The sequence below is a fragment of the Nocardia sp. CA-128927 genome (assembly GCF_050955855.1).
GTDB lineage: Bacteria > Actinomycetota > Actinomycetes > Mycobacteriales > Mycobacteriaceae > Nocardia.
Map to the genome: position 1 here is coordinate 9960017 of NZ_CP192087.1, position 15850 is coordinate 9975866.

Sequence of the window (15850 nt, forward strand, 5' to 3'; positions counted from 1 at the left end):
CATGGCTATCCTCCCGATCGTGATCGTCGGCGACCCGGTTCTGCACAATCCGACCGAGCGGGTCACCCATACACCGGAGGAACTGGCCGAGCTCATCGCGGATATGTACGAGACGCTCGACGCCGCGCACGGTGTCGGCCTCGCCGCCAACCAGGTGGGCGTGCCGCTGCGGCTGTTCGTCTACGACTGCCCCGACGTCGCGCCCGACGGCACCGCGACCAGACGCCGCGGCGCGGTGATCAACCCGGTGCTGGAGACCTCGGCGATCCCGGAGACCATGCCGGACCCGGACGACGACGAAGAGGGCTGCCTCTCGGTGCCCGGCGAGCAGTACCCGACCGGTCGTGCCGAATGGGCCAAGGTCACCGGCACCGACGAGCACGGCAATCCGATCGAACTCGAGGGCAAGGATTTCTTCGCCCGCATGTTGCAGCACGAGGTCGGGCACCTGGACGGGTTCCTCTACGTCGACGTGTTGATCGGGCGCAACGCCCGTGCCGCGAAGAAGGCGATCAAGCGCAACGGTTGGGGCACACCGGGACTCAGCTGGATCCCCGGGACCGTCGCGGATCCGTTCGGTCATGACGACTGACGGAAACGGCATTCCGGACATCCCGCTCGGCCGTCGCGTGGTGCTGCGCTACCGGCTGCCCGCCGGTTATCCACAGCCACTCACAGATGTGATCGGCGAACTGGTCTCGCTGGATCCGCCGACCGTGCGCGGGGCCGACGGACAGGTCGTTTCGGTGACGCCGGATCGGGTGGTCGCGTTGAAAGCGGTGGGGCCCAGGCCGATTCGCACGCGCGAGATCAGGTCACTGGAGGCCGCCGCCGCGGATGCCTGGCCTGGTGTCGAGCACACATGGATCGACGGGTGGTTGGTGCGCGCGGGTCACGGGTACACCGGTCGCGCCAATTCCGCTGTGCCGCTGGGTGGTTCCGATGGGCCCGCGGTGGTGACGCAGGAGGCGATCCATCGCATCGGTGAGTGGTACACCGGGCACGGATTGCCGCTGCTGCTTGCGTTGCCCGATCGCCTCGCTCCCATCCCGCCGGGCTGGGACAGTTGGCGCGAGACCATCATGCTGGCCATCGACATCGAGAACTTCGTGCTCCCGCAGGGGCCATCGATGGTGCGCGTCGCCGCCGCACCGGACGACGCCTGGCTGGAGTTGAACCGCTACGAAGGCGAATTGCCGACGCCGCAGCGACTTTCGGCGCGGGAACCCGATGTCGAGGTGTTGACCGCCGTGCGCGACGGCGAACTGGGGTTCGCCTCGCTCGGCGTGCCGACGCCGATCGCGATCGGGCGCGGCGCGGTCACCACCGCACCGGACGGGCGCCGGTGGATCGGGCTGACCTGCGTGGCAGTCGGCGCGGAGCACCGCAGGAAGGGCCTCGGTTCGCTGGTGTGCGCCGAGCTGATCCGGTGGGGTCACGGGCGCGGCGCGACGCACGCGTACCTTCAGGTCGAAGCCGGCAACAGCGGTGCCCTCGCGCTGTATCGCGAGCTGGGTTTCGTCGAGCACCACATGTATCGGTACGCGTCTCCGACGAACCACCCACACGCGTCCGCCGACCTCCGGTAAAACGGAGTAATACCCCTACGAAGGAAGGCCGCTGTGCGCCTCGCCACCTGGAACGTCAATTCGATCCGCTCCCGGCTGGACCGGGTGGCGGAGTTTCTGGACCGCCAGGATATCGACGTGCTGGCCATCCAAGAGACGAAGTGCCGCGACGACCAGTTCCCGTTCGAGCGTTTCGACGAACTCGGTTACGAGGTCGCCCACCTCGGCATCAACCAGTGGAACGGCGTCGCCATCGCCTCGCGGGTCGGGCTGAAGGACGTGGAGCTCGCCTTCCCGAACCAGCCCGGCTTCGACAAGGAGGCCGGTGAATCGCTGATCAGCGCCCCGGTGGTCGAGTCACGCGCGCTCGGCGCCACCTGCGGCGGCGTCCGGGTCTGGAGCCTGTACGTGCCCAACGGCCGCGCGCTGGACGACCCGCACTACACCTACAAGCTGGAATGGCTTGCCGCCCTTCGGGAAAACGGCGCCCGCTGGCTCGCCGAAGACCCGCAAGCCAAGATCGCCCTCGTCGGCGACTGGAACATCGCCCCCACCGACGACGACGTCTGGTCCCCCGAGTTCTTCGAGAACAAGACGCACACCTCAGTCCCCGAACGCGACGCCTTCCAATCCTTCCTCGACACCGGCTTCGCCGACGTCATGCGCCCCTTCGCCCCCGGCCCCGGCATCTACACCTACTGGGACTACACCCAACTCCGCTTCCCCCGCAAAGAGGGCATGCGCATCGACTTCATCCTCGCCTCCCCCGCCCTAGCCACCACCGCAACCGACGCCGTCGTCGACCGCGAGGAACGAAAAGGCAAGGGCGCCAGCGATCACGCCCCCGTGATCGCCGAATTCACCGACTGAGGTCGACGAGGGTCACGGCGCCCACTGTTCGAGCGGCTCGGTATCAAGAGTGATACCGAGCGGCTCGGGGAGCAGTACCTCTGTCCCGAACGGCATCGTCACAACCTGCTGGTATCGATCCGCGCTGAGACCGCTGTAGACACCGACCTCGCGGGCCGCTCTGTCGATCAGCAAGTAGACGGGAATACCCGCCGTCGCGTAGGCCCGCGGCTTGTCTGTTCGGCTCCGCCGATCAGCGTCCTCATCGTGCGAAGTGACTTCGGCAACCATGAGTACCGGATCCGCATCCGCCCATTTGCCTTGACCTACAAAGGCTTCAGCGTCAGCCAGCACGCCATCCGGACGCGCCCGACCCGTGCGATCGTCACCGACGACAAGCCCCTGCGCGGTCGACAACCACAACTCCGGACGGTTCAGCACGAACATGCGTATCAGCCACGCGACGATGCAGCCGTGGTTCGCATTCGGCAAGGGTTTGGCACTCAATTTCCCCTCGACGAACTCCAATCGAAGCCCGTTCGCGATGCGGTGGGCCGCCTGAGCGAGTTCCTCGAACTCTTCGATGCTCATCAGCGGCTCTCGGACTGCTGCCATGACAGAACCGTACCGACATCGTCCGACAACTCGGCAGGCTTTCGACTCCCACTGTCGCAGGTGCGCTGACACAATCGACGACCTGCACGGTCGGACGCTCAGTTAGCCGAGGGATTCGAGCAGGCAGTCCGCCGGTAGTCGTCGGCCGCACCGTCTGCCCGAATGACGGTAATCGCGAAAGTCCCTGTTCTCTACGGGTTCATCTCGTAGGTGCCAGCCAGCGCCCTGGCCTGGGCCAGCACCTGTTCGAAGCGGGCTCGGTCGGCTATGGGGCGGCGGATGAGGTCGAGGGCTCGGGTTTGCTGGGCCTTGGTGGCGGCTGGCTTGGTGTGCAGGGTGAGGGCGTTCTTGGCGAACTCGCGGACGAAGTTGTCGAAGATCTGGTCGAGGACGGCGGGGTCGGTGGCTTCGATCTCGGCTTGTTCGAGGATGAGTTGGGCGTAGGGGAGGGCGGTGAAGAGCTCGCCGAGGGCGAAGAGGAAGTCGACGTCGCGTTGCTGGGCCGCGGTGGGTGCGGCGGCGGCGAGCAGGGTTTGGAAGGCGAGGGCCTGTTCCAGGAAGACGGCGACATTCGGGACGTGCGTGAACTTCTCGAAGACTCGGCGCCAGTCGCTGAAGCGGATGCGGCCGAGGCCGCTGCTCGGGCCCTGACGGAAGAGGAATTCGTCGTCGGCTGCGTCGCGGCGGGTCGGCACCGGAGCGTATGTGGCACCGGCGAATTCGGCGCGCAGCTTCGGCACGGCGGCACTGGCGCGCGGCGCGAGTCGACGGCTCGACCAGCTCAGCGCACCGGAGACCGCGCGCACGGTGCCCTTCGGCGCGGAACCCGCGCCGGGCAGGAATTGCAGGGCGGCGAGCCCGGCGTCGGCGGGATGGAACATGTAGTTGGCCATGAACTTCAGTGACAACGCCATGTTCACGTGCACGGTGCCTTCGAGCCGAGGCAGCCCGAACAGGCCGAGCATCGCCATCGGGAAGTACATGTCCTTCTCGAAACCGCGGGCGGCGATCACGTCCGCGAGATCCTCGATGATCCGCTGCCCCTGCCGGGTGACGGTCATCTTCTCGATCGCGTTGAACAGCAGGTAGCGCCGGTCGTCCGGCGAAGCGGAGCGCATGTAGTCGATGGCCCGCTCGCTGTAGAGCTTCATCGCCATCAGCCGCGCGAACGAGTCGGTCATCAGCGACTGCACCTGCGGGAACTCGGTTACCCGGTGCCCGAACAGGATTCGGTTCTCCGCGTGCGTAATGGCCTCGTAGTAGGCGTGTTCGCAGGCGCCGACGGCGCCGAAGCCGAGGTTGAACTTGCCGACGTTGACGGTGTTCATCGCCGCGTGGAAGGCCGCCTCGCCACGGTGCAGGATGTCCTCCTCGGCAACCGGATACCCGTCGAGATCGAAGGCGGCCACGTACATCTGGCTGTCGACGACATTGCCGCGCAGGTGGTAGTTCTCGTGCTTGCTGTCCGCGACGAAGAACAGGTAGCCCTCGTAATCCTCTTGTGTCGGTTTACTTTCCAGCGCCTTGGAGCTGTCGATGATCGGCTTGTCCGAGCGCCGCCCGAACACCGAGACCAGCGCGGCCTGGTTGCCGTTGCCGATGTAGTGCTTGCCGCCGGTGGCGCGGTAGCCGCCGCCGGACTGCGGCTCGACCATCATGTCGGTCGAGTAGACGTCGGCGCCGTGCTCCTTCTCGGACAGGCCGAAGGCGAAGATCTCGCCGGAGTCCAGCAGGGCGGCGGCCCGCTGCTTGGCCGCCGCGTTGTCGCTCTGCCAGATCGGGCCGAGGCCGAGGATGGTGACCTGCCAGACGTACCAGTACTGCATGGAGTAGAAGCCGAGGATCTTGCTCATCGTCGCGATCCGCCCGGTGTCCCAGCGCTTGTTCGGATCGCCGTTGGCCTCGGCGGCCGGTGTGAGGAAGGTCGCGAAGACACCCTCGCGCTTCACGAAGTCGAGGAACTCGGCGTACCAGACCCGGTCCCGATCCTCCTGCTTGAGCACCGCCTTGCCGCGTCCCTCGAACCAATCGACGGTCGCGCGCAGCAGTCGCCGGGTCTCCGCATCGAACTCGGCGAACTCGCAGGTCTTCGGGTTGAACAGGGTTTCGGTCATCGCTGACTCCTCGGCCGTGGCATCGCGCTGGCGCCTGCTGGCAGGTCGCTCGACAAGGGCAGCCGGCAGGATCCAGCCGACTTCATTCATGACTGTAGCATTAACCTTCGCTGATGTAGGAAGTTGATCTACAGGCGTTGGACCAGCGAGAACTCCGCAACTTACGCTGCTATGTTGGTGCCCATGGGTAGCGATTCGGCCGTGCGGCCGCGACAACGGGCGCCGCACCTCGGCCCGGAACGCCGCCGCCCGCAGGTGCTCGACACCGCGCTGGCCATCGCCGTGGAGCACGGCATCGCGGCGATCACCATGGCCGCCATCGCCGAGCGGATGAACGTGACCCGTCCGGTGGTCTACGCCTGCTTCGCCGATCGCGTCGAACTGATCGAGGCGCTGATCCAGCGCGAGGAGAGCTACCTGGTCGACGACCTGCTCGGGGTGATGCGCCGCCGCGACGTCGACGCGGGCGAGACCGTGTTCATCGAAGGCTTCCGCGCGCTGCTGGAGAAGGCCGCCGCCCGGCCCGACGCCTGGCGGCTGCTGTATGGCAATCCCGATCCGGCAGTGGTGGATTCGTTCGGACGCGGCCGCGCGCTCGCCATCGAGCGCTGCACCGCGCTGCTGCGGCCGACGCTGCGCGCCTGGGGCACCGAAGACGCCGAACGCAAGCTGCCGGTGCTGGTGGAGCTGTGGGTGTCGGCCGGTGAAGGTGCGGTGCGCAACCTGCTCGCGGACGCGGACAACTGGACACCGCAGGATCTCGGCGCCTTCGTCGGCGCGGCGGTATACCGCGCCCTCCGGCACGCCTGAGCTCCCCCGCCTCTCCGCGTATTCAGGCCAGACTCAGGTGGGGCAACAGTCGCTTAGGCGACTGGCGGCGTAGAGGCGGTTGGATTAGCCCGTACCCGACGAGTTACCCATGTGCTCCCGAGATCAGTCGGCCTGTTCGACCCAAATAGTCATGTTTGGCAAATCGTCGGCTGAAAGCTGAACAACTAGTCGAAATGCCTCCCGATGCCCCGATGTTCCGGCAGAATTCGCGCCGTCGGGGGTGGATTCCGCCACTGCGCCCGACCGGCCATCACTACGATGGTGACCAGTTGAACCAGGCCACAAGCCAGGCAAGGAGGTGCGGTCATGGCGTTCTATCGACAGGTAGGAGCGGTGCCGCCGAAACGGCATACGCAACATCGGGATGAGCAGGGACAGCTCTATTACGAGGAGCTGATGGGCGAGGAGGGCTTCTCCGGCGACTCGTCGCTGCTGTACCACCGTGGGCTGCCGCCCGCGATCGTCGACTCGACGGTGTGGGAGCTGCCTGATCAGACCACCACCCCGAATCATCCACTGCGGCACCGACATCTGCGATTGCCGGACCTGTTTCCGGACGACACCCCGGCCAGGACCGACCCGGTGACCGGACGACGCCTGATCCTCGGCAACTCCGATGTGCGCATCTCCTATGTCGTCGCCAAGGGCGCGTCCCCGCTGTACCGCAACGCGATCGGCGACGAGCTGGTCTATGTGGAATCCGGTGCCGCCGTGGTGGAAACGGTCTTCGGCCCGCTGCCCGCGCGCCAGGGCGACCAGGTGCTCATCCCGCGCGCGACCACCCACCGCTGGCTGCCGACCGGCCCGGAACCGTTGCGCGCGTACGTGATCGAGGCAACGAACCACATCACCCCGCCGAAGCGGTACCTGTCGAAGTTCGGCCAGCTGCTCGAGCACGCGCCCTACTGCGAGCGCGACCTGCACGGCCCGGCCGAAACCCTGACCGCGACCGGCACCGACGTGGAAGTGTTCGTCAAGCACCGCCCCGGCGGCAAGGTCGTCGGCACCCGGCTGGTGTACGCCACCCACCCGTTCGACGTGGTCGGCTGGGACGGCTGCCTGTACCCGATCGCCTTCAATATCAGCGACTTCGAACCGATCACCGGCCGCATCCACCAGCCGCCGCCCGCCCATCAAGTCTTCGAGGGGACCAACTTCGTGGTGTGCAATTTCGTGCCGCGCAAAGTCGACTATCACCCGCTGTCCGTCCCGGTGCCGTACTACCACTCCAACGTGGACTCCGACGAGATCATGTTCTACTGCGGCGGAAACTACGAGGCGCGCAAGGGATCCGGCATCGCGCAGGGTTCGGTGTCGGTGCACCCCGGCGGCTACGCGCACGGCCCGCAGCCCGGCGCCTACGAGCGCAGCATCGGACTCGACTACTTCGACGAGCTCGCCGTCATGGTCGACACCTTCCGGCCGCTGGAACTCGGCGAGGGCGCCCTCGCTTGCGAGGACCCGGCCTACGCCTGGACCTGGTCGGGCCGGGGGCCCGCGTGAAGACTCGTGTAGAGGTACCCAGCGATTCGCTGTTCGGCGAAGACAACCTGCCCTACGGCGTGTTCGCGCCCGAGGGCCAGAACTACCGTGTCGGAACGCGATTGGGTGATTCCGTCATCGATCTCGCTACGGCACTGGGTGATCCGGAATTCGCCGAGCCGAGCCTGGCCGCCCTGATGGCGCAGGGCCCGCGGCGCTGGCGCGAGGTGCGCGAGCGCGTCCGCGAACTGGTCGACAACGAGATCGACAGTGCCGCAATCCATGCGCTGTCCGAGGTGCGCCTCGGGCTGCCGGTGCCGATCGGCGACTACGTCGACTTCTACGCCAGCCTCGACCACGCGACGAACCTCGGCCGCCTGTTCCGGCCGGACAGCGAACCGCTGCTGCCGAACTGGCGGCACCTGCCGGTCGGCTACCACGGCCGGGCGGGCACCGTGGTGGTCTCCGGCACCGAGGTGATCCGCCCCAGCGGTCAGCGTCGAACCGATTCGGGCACACCGGATTTCGGGCCGTCCCGGCGACTGGACATCGAAGCCGAGCTCGGTTTCCTGGTCGGCGTCGGTTCTGAACTCGGCGATCCGGTCGAGACCGGCGAGTTCGCCGAGCGCGTCTTCGGTGTCGTGCTGGTCAACGACTGGTCCGCCCGCGACATCCAAGCCTGGGAGTACCAGCCACTCGGCCCCTTCCTCGGCAAGTCCTTCGCGACATCGATCGCGCCCTGGGTCACCCCGCTGGCCGCGCTGGAACCCGCCCGGGTGCCGACGCCCGAGCAGTCCCCTGAACCCCTGCCCTACCTGCAGGAAAAGGAGCCGTGGGGTCTCGATATCGACCTGACGGTGTCCTGGAACGGGGATGCCGTTTCGCACCCGCCCTTCTCCCGGATGTACTGGTCACCCGCACAGATGCTGGCCCATCTCACCGCGAACGGCGCCATCACCCGCACCGGCGACCTGTACGCCTCCGGCACCATCTCCGGCCCGGAACCCGATCAGCGCGGCTCGTTCATCGAACTGTCCTGGGGCGGTAGCGAACCCGTCCTGGTGAACGGCCAGAAGCGCACCTTCCTGGAGGACGGCGACGAGGTGGTCATCACCGCGTCCGCGCCGGGCCCAGACGTGCGGCGCATCGGCCTCGGCGAGGTCCGGGGCCGTATCCGGCCCGCGCACCCGCGCGGATAAACAACACACCACAACGACGCGAGGCGGGCCGAATCGATCGGCCCGCCTCGCGTCGTTTTCTATGATCTATTGTCCCGCAACGGCTCCCCGGCCCGCGTAGACCACCGTGATGAACCCGGTCAGATCCTCGATGAGCATGCCGACCCCGTCCGGGGTGCCGCCGTCGTCGTGATGGTGCAGCCAGTCCGCGACCAGTTCGAACATGCCGCCGATGGCGGCCAGCGCCAGCGCCAGCCGCGCCCGCTGCACACCGGCGTCGCTCGCGGGTTCGCCGGACCATTCGTGGTCCAGAAAGGCCGCCGACCAACGCCGGTTGCTGCGGCGGATCCGCTCCACCGTCGGCGAAATACCGCCCGCCTCACCGAAAGTCACCTTGGCCAGGCGCGGGTCGTCGGCGATGGCGTGCACGAACGCCTCGATCACCGGGACCGCTCGCTGCGGCCAGGCCAGCTCGGCGGCCGCGACGGCGCCGGTGATCACTCGTTGCTGGATCTGCGCGGTGAGCTGTTGGAGCAGCGCGATGTAGCACGCTTCCTTGCTGTCGAAATGGTCGTAGAACCCTTTGGTTCCGACATAGGCGCGCTGGCAGATCTGCTCGATCGATGTTCCCGAATAGCTGTGCTCGGCAAACAGTTCGGTGGCCGCGTCGAGCAGTTGATTGCGCCGCTGTGCGCTGCGCTGTTCGGCGTCGAGTCCACGGATCCGGCGGCGAGCCGACCCCTCGGCAGGCCGCGCGGCGGATTTGCTGCGGGTCATACCTCGACCATAGCTCGACCACTTCTAGAAAGAGTTCTTGTTGATAACACGTTCTCGTGTTGTAATCGCTGTCACGTTGATGAGGAAGGACGCATACGTGTCAGTGATCAATGGTGATCCGACCGGCCGCTTGCGGACCGGAAAACGCGCGGTGGCGGTGCTGGTGACGATGGCGATCGCCATGGCAACCGTGCTGCTGTCCGGCGTGGTAGATCCCGCGCCCGCAGCCGCGGCGCCACTCCCGCATGATGACTCGTTCTACCAACCCCCCGAAGGATTCGCAGACCAGGCACCCGGCGCGATTCTCCGATCGCGCGAGGTGCACCTGGCGGTCCTGACCGCGCTGCCGCTGAACGTGCGTTCCTGGCAGCTGCTCTACCGCACCACCGATCTCAACGAACAGCCCACCGTCGCCGTCACCACGGTCATCCTGCCCGCGGGCGCGGATCCGAACCGCTCCCGTCCGCTGGTTTCGCTGCAGTTCTACTACGACAGCGCCAGCAACGACTGCTCGCCGTCGTATGTGCTGCAACAGGGTTCGGGCCTGGCCGGACTCGAAGGCATCCACTCACAGAGCGAACTCATCGCGATCGCCGGGCTGATCAGCCAGGGCTGGGCGATCTCGGTGCCGGACTACGAGGGTCTCGACGGTCACCTCACGGTGCCGAAGGAGCCCGGTTACATGACCCTCGACGGCATCCGCGCCGCCGAAGGTTTCCAGCCGCTCGGGCTGGACGGCACCAATACCCCGGTCGCGATGTGGGGTTACTCCGGTGGCGGCATGGGCTCCGGCTGGGCCGCCGAAATGCAGCCGACCTACGCACCCGAGCTGAACGTCAAGGGCATCGCCCTCGGCGCGCCGACCTCGGATGTGGTCTCGCTGCTGCACGTCAACGGGTCGATGTTCTCGTCGCTGATCGGCATCGGCATCTCCTCGCTGCGCAAGGCCTATCCGAAGTTCAAGGAGGCGGCCGATCGGTACCTGACGCCCGAGGGACAGGCGCTGATGGACCGGACCGAGCGAACCTGCCTGCCGCGCAACGCGGTCACCCAGATGTTCGTGGACTACGGGCGACTGCTGACCATTCCGATTCCCGACTTCCTGCAAGTTCCGGAGATCAAGGAAACCTTCGAGCAGACGGTGCTCGGCCGGAACATCCCCACCGCACCGATCTTCCTGTACCAAGGCGTCTTCGACGAGGCGGTGCCGGTGTGGACCAATGATCGGCTGTCCCAGCAATGGTGTGCGGGCGGCGCGTCCGTCATCTACAAACGCGATCACCTCAGCGAGCATCTGACCCTGCCGTCGCTCGGCATGGCCGACACGCTCAACTGGCTGAAGTCGCGGCTCGCGCCGAACGCGCCCGACCAGTTCGGCTGCCGCACCGAGAACGTGGTGTCCATGCTGGCCGACTTCAATGCCCTGCTCACGCAGATCGAGATCAACCTGAACGCCACCTTCGGCGCGCTGGGTTTCCCGATCGGCCCACGCGAGCGCTGATTCCGCGCCAGTCGCCTGGCCCTCGACCGGAACCCAACCGGTCGGGGCCAGGCCTTTTTCGTTTCCGCGGGCAGCTCGTCCGATCATGGGGCGATCCTCAGGGTCTCCAGGTACTGTCGGGCTGGAATTTCACATCGCCAACGGGGGCTCGCACCAGCGGGCTGAGAGGACGGCTAGGGCCGTCGACCGTATGAACCTGACCGGGTAATGCCGGCGTAGGGAGGAAACATCATGGCTACTGCTACGTCCAAAGACGGATCCGAGACCATCGAATCCGTCACCACCGGACCCATCGAAGGCAGTGTCAAGCACTACACCGAGGTAGACGGGCTGCGCATTCCGGTCCGTCGGGTCAATCTGACGAACGGCGAGCACTTCGACGTCTACGACACCTCCGGCCCGTACACCGACGACACAGCCCAGATCGATCTGGAGTCGGGCCTACCGAAATTGCGTGACAGCTGGACCAAGCCCGAGGTGGAAGGACCGCCGACCCAGCTCGCCTGGGCCCGGCAGGGCATCATCACGCCCGAGATGCGCTTCATCGCCGCCCGCGAGGGTGTGACACCCGAGCTGGTGCGCGATGAGGTCGCCCTGGGTCGCGCGGTGATTCCCGCCAACCACAAGCATCCGGAGCTCGAGCCGACCATTATCGGCAAGAAGTTCCTGGTGAAGATCAACGCCAACATCGGCAACTCGGCCGTCTCCTCGTCGATCGCCGACGAGGTCGAGAAGATGGTGTGGGCGACCCGGTGGGGCGCGGACACCATCATGGACCTGTCCACCGGCAAGAACATCCACGAAACCCGCGAGTGGATCCTGCGCAACTCCCCCGTCCCGGTCGGCACCGTGCCGATCTACCAGGCGCTGGAGAAGGTGAACGGCGATCCGACCCAGCTCACCTGGGAGATCTACCGCGACACCGTGATCGAGCAGTGCGAGCAGGGTGTGGACTACATGACCGTGCACGCGGGCGTGCTGCTGCGCTACGTGCCGCTGACCGCCAAGCGGGTCACCGGCATCGTCTCGCGTGGTGGATCCATCATGGCCGCTTGGTGTTTGGCGCATCATCAGGAGTCGTTCCTGTACACCAACTTCGCGGAGCTGTGCGAGATCCTGGCGAAGTACGACGTGACGTTCTCCCTGGGTGACGGCCTGCGGCCCGGCTCCATCGCCGACGCCAACGACGAGGCGCAGTTCGCTGAGCTGCGCACCCTGGGCGAGCTGACCAAGGTCGCGAAATCCTTTGGCGTGCAGGTGATGATCGAGGGACCCGGTCACGTGCCGATGCACAAGATCGTGGAGAACGTGCGGCTCGAAGAGGAACTGTGCGAGGAGGCGCCGTTCTACACCCTCGGGCCGCTCGCCACCGATATCGCGCCGGCCTACGACCACATCACCTCGGCCATCGGCGCCGCGATCATCGCGCAGGCGGGCACCGCGATGCTCTGCTACGTCACCCCGAAGGAGCACCTCGGGCTGCCCAATCGGGACGACGTCAAGGTCGGCGTGATCACCTACAAGATCGCCGCGCACGCCGCCGATCTGGCCAAGGGGCACCCGCACGCGCAGGACCGGGACAACGAATTGTCCAAGGCGCGTTTCGAATTCCGCTGGCGCGACCAGTTCGCGCTGTCGCTGGATCCGGACACGGCCAGGGAGTACCACGACGAAACCCTGCCCGCCGAGCCCGCCAAGACCGCACACTTCTGCTCCATGTGCGGGCCGAAGTTCTGCTCGATGCGCATCTCCGCGGACGTGCGCGAGTACGCGGCGCGCAACCAGCTCACCGATGTCGAGGCGATCGAGGCCGGGATGGCGGAGAAGTCCGCCGAGTTCGCCGACAGCGGGAACGCGGTCTATCTGCCGATCGTCACGTAGGTTCGACTGTCCGGCAACACATCCGGTGCCCGCACGCCCCCTGGACGTGCGGGCATCGGACGTTTCAATCCCGCCGCATGATCTCGAGCAGTGACTCCAGGTGGTCGGCCGGGACGACTTCCATCCAGTCACCGTCGCCGCGGATAGTGGCGGCGATGTCGACGGCGATTCGGTTGCGCCACCAGTAGATCGAGCGGCTGACCGGCCGCGAATGCGCTTCGCCCGCGACGAGCAGCTCGGCGAGCAGGCTGGTCCCGGCGAAGACGGTGGGGCCGGTGATCGGGTGGACCAGCAGGTGGGTGTGGCCCGGAATGACGAGCAGCGCGCCCCAGGGGCCGACCACCGGATAGTCGTCCAGCCAGCGCACGTGTGCGGTGACGAAATCCGAAGCACCGTAGAGCATTTGGATGTCGACGTCGTTCATGCCATCGATCTCGGCGGCCATCAGATCGAGCCCGCCGTCGGCCCGGGTGTTGCGCTCGGCGATCTCGAACAGATCGGATTCCCTTGCGCCCCAACGTTGTGCGTTGACATAGGTCACCGGCGTCATGATTTCGCCGAAGTCGATCAACACCCGCTGCAACAGGCCGGGCGCGACCAAACGCCGCACATCATTGATCAGCCCTTTCGTGCGCGCCGAGCACAGCCGGGTACGCAGCAGCGATCGCACGGACTCCAGCCGCGACAGGTCGAGATGCCCGGCGGCCAGGTCGGCGATCTGCATATCCAACCGGTCGCCGACAAGCGTCGACCACAGTTGCCGCGGCGCGCGGGCAACCCGACGTTCCAGCCGAGTACACGGCAGCACGATCCGCCCGGCCCCGCGCCCCGTGAGCGCGAACTCGCCGTCGGATTCCTCGCACCCATACCCGTGCCGCACCGCAACCTCGTTGACCAGCAACTTCAATAGACCCGAGGACGACTCCCGCATGACCCCTCGCTCTCGGTCGAAACCCACTGAGTCCAGTGTATCGAACATACGTTCGAGAGAGAGTGGTCTTCAGCTTCCAGCTACCACGTCTTGCCGAGTTTCCATAGCCGCACCGTGGTGTCTCTGCTACCGGTGGCCAGCAAGGTGCCGTCGGGGCTGAATGCCACCGACGACACCTCGTCGATGTGGCCGGTGAGGGGTTGTCCGCTGGGTTGACGGATGTCCACGTTCGACCACGACCTGTGCATGTTCCGCAGCGACACGGTGTTGCCCGAACCCGCAGCCAGCAGGGCTCCGTCGGGGCTGAACGCGACCGACGACACCTTGCCATCGACAGAGAAGGGCGGTCGGTCGGTTTTACGGGTCCGTACGTTCCACAACTGCACCATGGAATCGAGGCCACCGGAGGCCAACAGTGTGCCGTCCGGGCTGAACGCCACCGAGTAGACGGCCCCGGTGTGGCCGGTGAGAGGCCGGGGGTCGAGTTGGCGGGTGCGCACGTCCCACAATCGGACCGTTCCGTCGATATGACCAGCGGCCAGCAGAGACCCGTCCGGACTGAATGCCACGGACTGCACATCGGAGGAATCGGTAGCAACCAGTGGGGCGTCGGGTTGGCGGGTGTCGGTGTTCCAGAGCCCCACGCTTCCGTACAGACCGCCTGCGACCATCAACGCGCCGGTCGGACTGAATGCCACCGAGCCGAAAGATACTGCTCGTCCATCGAACATGCGCAGGCTGTCGAGTTGGCGCGTGTGCACGTTCCATAACAGCGCATTGACGTGGTCGACACTGGGGACGTGCTGGCCACCCGTCCCTGCGGCCAGCAGAGACCCGTCCGGGCTGAACGCGACCGAGCGTCCTGCCTCGGTACTACCGATAAAGGGTTGTCCGTCGGGTTGGCGAGTCCGCCAGTTCCACAACCGCACCGTACCGTCGTGGCTCCCGGAGGCCAACAGTGTGCCGTCCGGGCTGAACGCCACGGAGTAGACGTGGCCGGCGTGGCCGGCGTGGCCGCCATCCAAGGTCACGGTAGCGCGATGGGCGGCAAGTCCGGCAGCGACCCCGGCGACGACGGGGACAGCGACCATCCCACCGATCAGTACTCGGCGTCGGCTGAGCCGGCTCAACGAAACTGGTGGTGTCTGTACAGGTTCCGACGTTGTCGTGCCGGCACGCACCCACGCAGTCCCGTGGGCGTGCGGATTTGCCGTCGCGTCGGTCAGCGGTGTGGCGGGTTCTGCTGCCAGCCGATGACGACCGGCCGTGCGCGTCGGGATGGCGGTGAGGGCGCGGACCGCGGCGTCAGCCAGATCGGCACAGGTGGTGTACCGGTCGGCGGGTTGCTTGGCCATTGCGGTCGCGATCACCGTGTCCAGCGCGGTAGGCAAGTGCGGCCGCAGTCCGCTGGGTACCGGCGGGGGTTCGGTGATGTGGGCAGCCATGATCGCGGCCTGGTTGGAGCACGGAAAGGGGGGTTGTCCAGTCAGCAGTTGGTAGAGGGTGCAGCCGAGGGAATAGATGTCGGCGCGGTGATCGGTGGTCTGGCTGCTGAAGCGTTCGGGGGCGGCGTAGGCGAAGGTGGCGGCAACACTGGACAGGGTGGCAGTGTCATCGAGCGTGCGAGCGATGCCGAAGTCGGCGAGCAGGACGCGTTCCCCGTCGTCGGCTTCGCGTTCGATGAGCAGGTTGGCGGGTTTGACGTCGCGGTGCAGCACGCCTCGGGTGTGCGCGAAATCCAGGGCACGTGCGGCACCGGCGATCAACCGCACCGCTCGATCAGCCGGTAGCCCGTCGGGAGCCGCGGCCAGCACCGCGTTCGCATCACCGCCGGTGATATAGCGCATCGACAGCCACAATACCGGGTCGTCAGGTCCGCTGCGGTCGTAGACGGGAACGATGTTCGGGTGATCCAGCTGCGCCGCAAGATCTGCCTCGCGGTCGAATGCCGCGTGCGCCTTAGGGTCGGCTGCGAAGGCGTCGTAGAGAACCTTCAGCGCCACCAGGCGTTTCAGCCGTGGATGGCCCGCAAGGTAGACCGCACCCATTCCCCCGGTACCGAGGAGACGTTCGATGGTGTACCCGGCGAAAACCGCCTTCGCCTGCAAAACCACCCTCGACTC

At 66.5% G+C, this 15850-nt stretch carries 13 protein-coding genes and 1 riboswitch; of the genes, 8 read left to right on the forward strand and 5 right to left on the reverse strand.

Annotation, left to right across the window (positions count from 1 at the left end):
• The first annotated feature begins 1 nt into the window (after position 1).
• Genes ACQPW1_RS46235 through ACQPW1_RS46245 form a run of 3 tightly spaced genes read left to right on the forward strand, consistent with a single transcriptional unit; the run spans position 2 to position 2438 of the window.
• Positions 2–592, forward strand: a complete 591-nt coding sequence (locus ACQPW1_RS46235; protein WP_433660120.1) for a peptide deformylase — start codon at positions 2–4, stop codon at positions 590–592.
• Entirely contained in the window at positions 582–1589 is a 1008-nt protein-coding gene (locus ACQPW1_RS46240) for an N-acetylglutamate synthase, CG3035 family (RefSeq protein WP_433660122.1), read from the forward strand. The genes ACQPW1_RS46235 and ACQPW1_RS46240 overlap by 11 nt, the downstream gene beginning before the upstream one ends.
• A gap of 33 nt (positions 1590–1622) precedes the next feature.
• Entirely contained in the window at positions 1623–2438 is an 816-nt protein-coding gene (locus ACQPW1_RS46245) for an exodeoxyribonuclease III (protein WP_433660124.1), read from the forward strand.
• Positions 2439–2450: 12 nt separating this feature from the next.
• Here the strand turns inward: ACQPW1_RS46245 and ACQPW1_RS46250 are convergent, their stop codons facing one another.
• Both ACQPW1_RS46250 and ACQPW1_RS46255 read right to left on the reverse strand, forming a co-directional pair.
• Positions 2451–3008 carry a Uma2 family endonuclease gene (locus tag ACQPW1_RS46250; RefSeq protein ID WP_433660126.1) on the reverse strand — a complete coding sequence of 186 codons (558 nt, stop codon included), beginning with the start codon at positions 3006–3008 and terminating at the stop codon, positions 2451–2453.
• Between the two features lie 215 nt (positions 3009–3223).
• A complete protein-coding gene (locus tag ACQPW1_RS46255) occupies positions 3224–5146 on the reverse strand; it encodes an acyl-CoA dehydrogenase family protein (protein ID WP_433660128.1) in 1923 nt (640 codons plus the stop codon).
• Between the two features lie 183 nt (positions 5147–5329).
• Between ACQPW1_RS46255 and ACQPW1_RS46260 the strand changes: the two genes are divergently transcribed.
• The 3 genes from ACQPW1_RS46260 (at position 5330) to fahA (ending at position 8658) form a co-directional block, all read left to right on the forward strand.
• Positions 5330–5956, forward strand: a complete 627-nt coding sequence (locus ACQPW1_RS46260) for a TetR/AcrR family transcriptional regulator (RefSeq protein ID WP_433660130.1) — start codon at positions 5330–5332, stop codon at positions 5954–5956.
• Between the two features lie 327 nt (positions 5957–6283).
• A complete protein-coding gene (locus ACQPW1_RS46265; RefSeq protein ID WP_433660132.1) occupies positions 6284–7480 on the forward strand; it encodes a homogentisate 1,2-dioxygenase in 1197 nt (398 codons plus the stop codon).
• On the forward strand, positions 7477–8658 hold the full coding sequence (gene fahA, locus ACQPW1_RS46270) for a fumarylacetoacetase (protein WP_433660134.1): 1182 nt from the start codon (positions 7477–7479) through the stop codon (positions 8656–8658). The genes ACQPW1_RS46265 and fahA overlap by 4 nt, the downstream gene beginning before the upstream one ends.
• A 66-nt stretch (positions 8659–8724) precedes the next feature.
• On the opposite strand, the gene ACQPW1_RS46275 is transcribed toward fahA, so the two are convergent.
• Complete coding sequence (locus tag ACQPW1_RS46275; protein WP_433660135.1) at positions 8725–9414, reverse strand: TetR/AcrR family transcriptional regulator; 690 nt, start codon at positions 9412–9414, stop codon at positions 8725–8727.
• 97 nt (positions 9415–9511) lie between these two features.
• On the opposite strand from ACQPW1_RS46275, the gene ACQPW1_RS46280 reads away from it, so the two are divergent.
• Positions 9512–10915, forward strand: a complete 1404-nt coding sequence (locus tag ACQPW1_RS46280; RefSeq protein WP_433660137.1) for a lipase family protein — start codon at positions 9512–9514, stop codon at positions 10913–10915.
• 130 nt (positions 10916–11045) lie between these two features.
• Positions 11046–11154: riboswitch (TPP riboswitch) on the forward strand.
• On the forward strand, positions 11147–12796 hold the full coding sequence (thiC, locus tag ACQPW1_RS46285; protein WP_433660138.1) for a phosphomethylpyrimidine synthase ThiC: 1650 nt from the start codon (positions 11147–11149) through the stop codon (positions 12794–12796). (Overlaps the previous riboswitch by 8 nt.)
• Before the next feature lie 64 nt (positions 12797–12860).
• Here thiC and ACQPW1_RS46290 read toward each other — a convergent pair whose 3' ends face one another.
• Both ACQPW1_RS46290 and ACQPW1_RS46295 read right to left on the reverse strand, forming a co-directional pair.
• Entirely contained in the window at positions 12861–13754 is an 894-nt protein-coding gene (locus tag ACQPW1_RS46290) for a hypothetical protein (RefSeq protein ID WP_433660140.1), read from the reverse strand.
• Positions 13755–13807: 53 nt separating this feature from the next.
• Positions 13808–15841, reverse strand: a complete 2034-nt coding sequence (locus ACQPW1_RS46295) for a WD40 repeat domain-containing serine/threonine protein kinase (protein WP_433660142.1) — start codon at positions 15839–15841, stop codon at positions 13808–13810.
• Positions 15842–15850 lie beyond the last annotated feature (9 nt).

What these genes read in the sequence shown, in the direction of transcription:
- ACQPW1_RS46260 (WP_433660130.1), top strand. Translation starts at nt 5,330, where the DNA reads ATGGGTAGCGATTCGGCCGTGCGGCCGCGACAACGGGCGCCGCACCTC.
- ACQPW1_RS46265 (WP_433660132.1), top strand. Translation starts at nt 6,284, where the DNA reads ATGGCGTTCTATCGACAGGTAGGAGCGGTGCCGCCGAAACGGCATACG.
- ACQPW1_RS46275 (WP_433660135.1), bottom strand. Translation starts at nt 9,414, where the DNA reads ATGACCCGCAGCAAATCCGCCGCGCGGCCTGCCGAGGGGTCGGCTCGC.
- ACQPW1_RS46235 (WP_433660120.1), top strand. Translation starts at nt 2, where the DNA reads ATGGCTATCCTCCCGATCGTGATCGTCGGCGACCCGGTTCTGCACAAT.
- thiC (WP_433660138.1), top strand. Translation starts at nt 11,147, where the DNA reads ATGGCTACTGCTACGTCCAAAGACGGATCCGAGACCATCGAATCCGTC.
- ACQPW1_RS46240 (WP_433660122.1), top strand. Translation starts at nt 582, where the DNA reads ATGACGACTGACGGAAACGGCATTCCGGACATCCCGCTCGGCCGTCGC.
- ACQPW1_RS46255 (WP_433660128.1), bottom strand. Translation starts at nt 5,146, where the DNA reads ATGACCGAAACCCTGTTCAACCCGAAGACCTGCGAGTTCGCCGAGTTC.
- ACQPW1_RS46250 (WP_433660126.1), bottom strand. Translation starts at nt 3,008, where the DNA reads ATGAGCATCGAAGAGTTCGAGGAACTCGCTCAGGCGGCCCACCGCATC.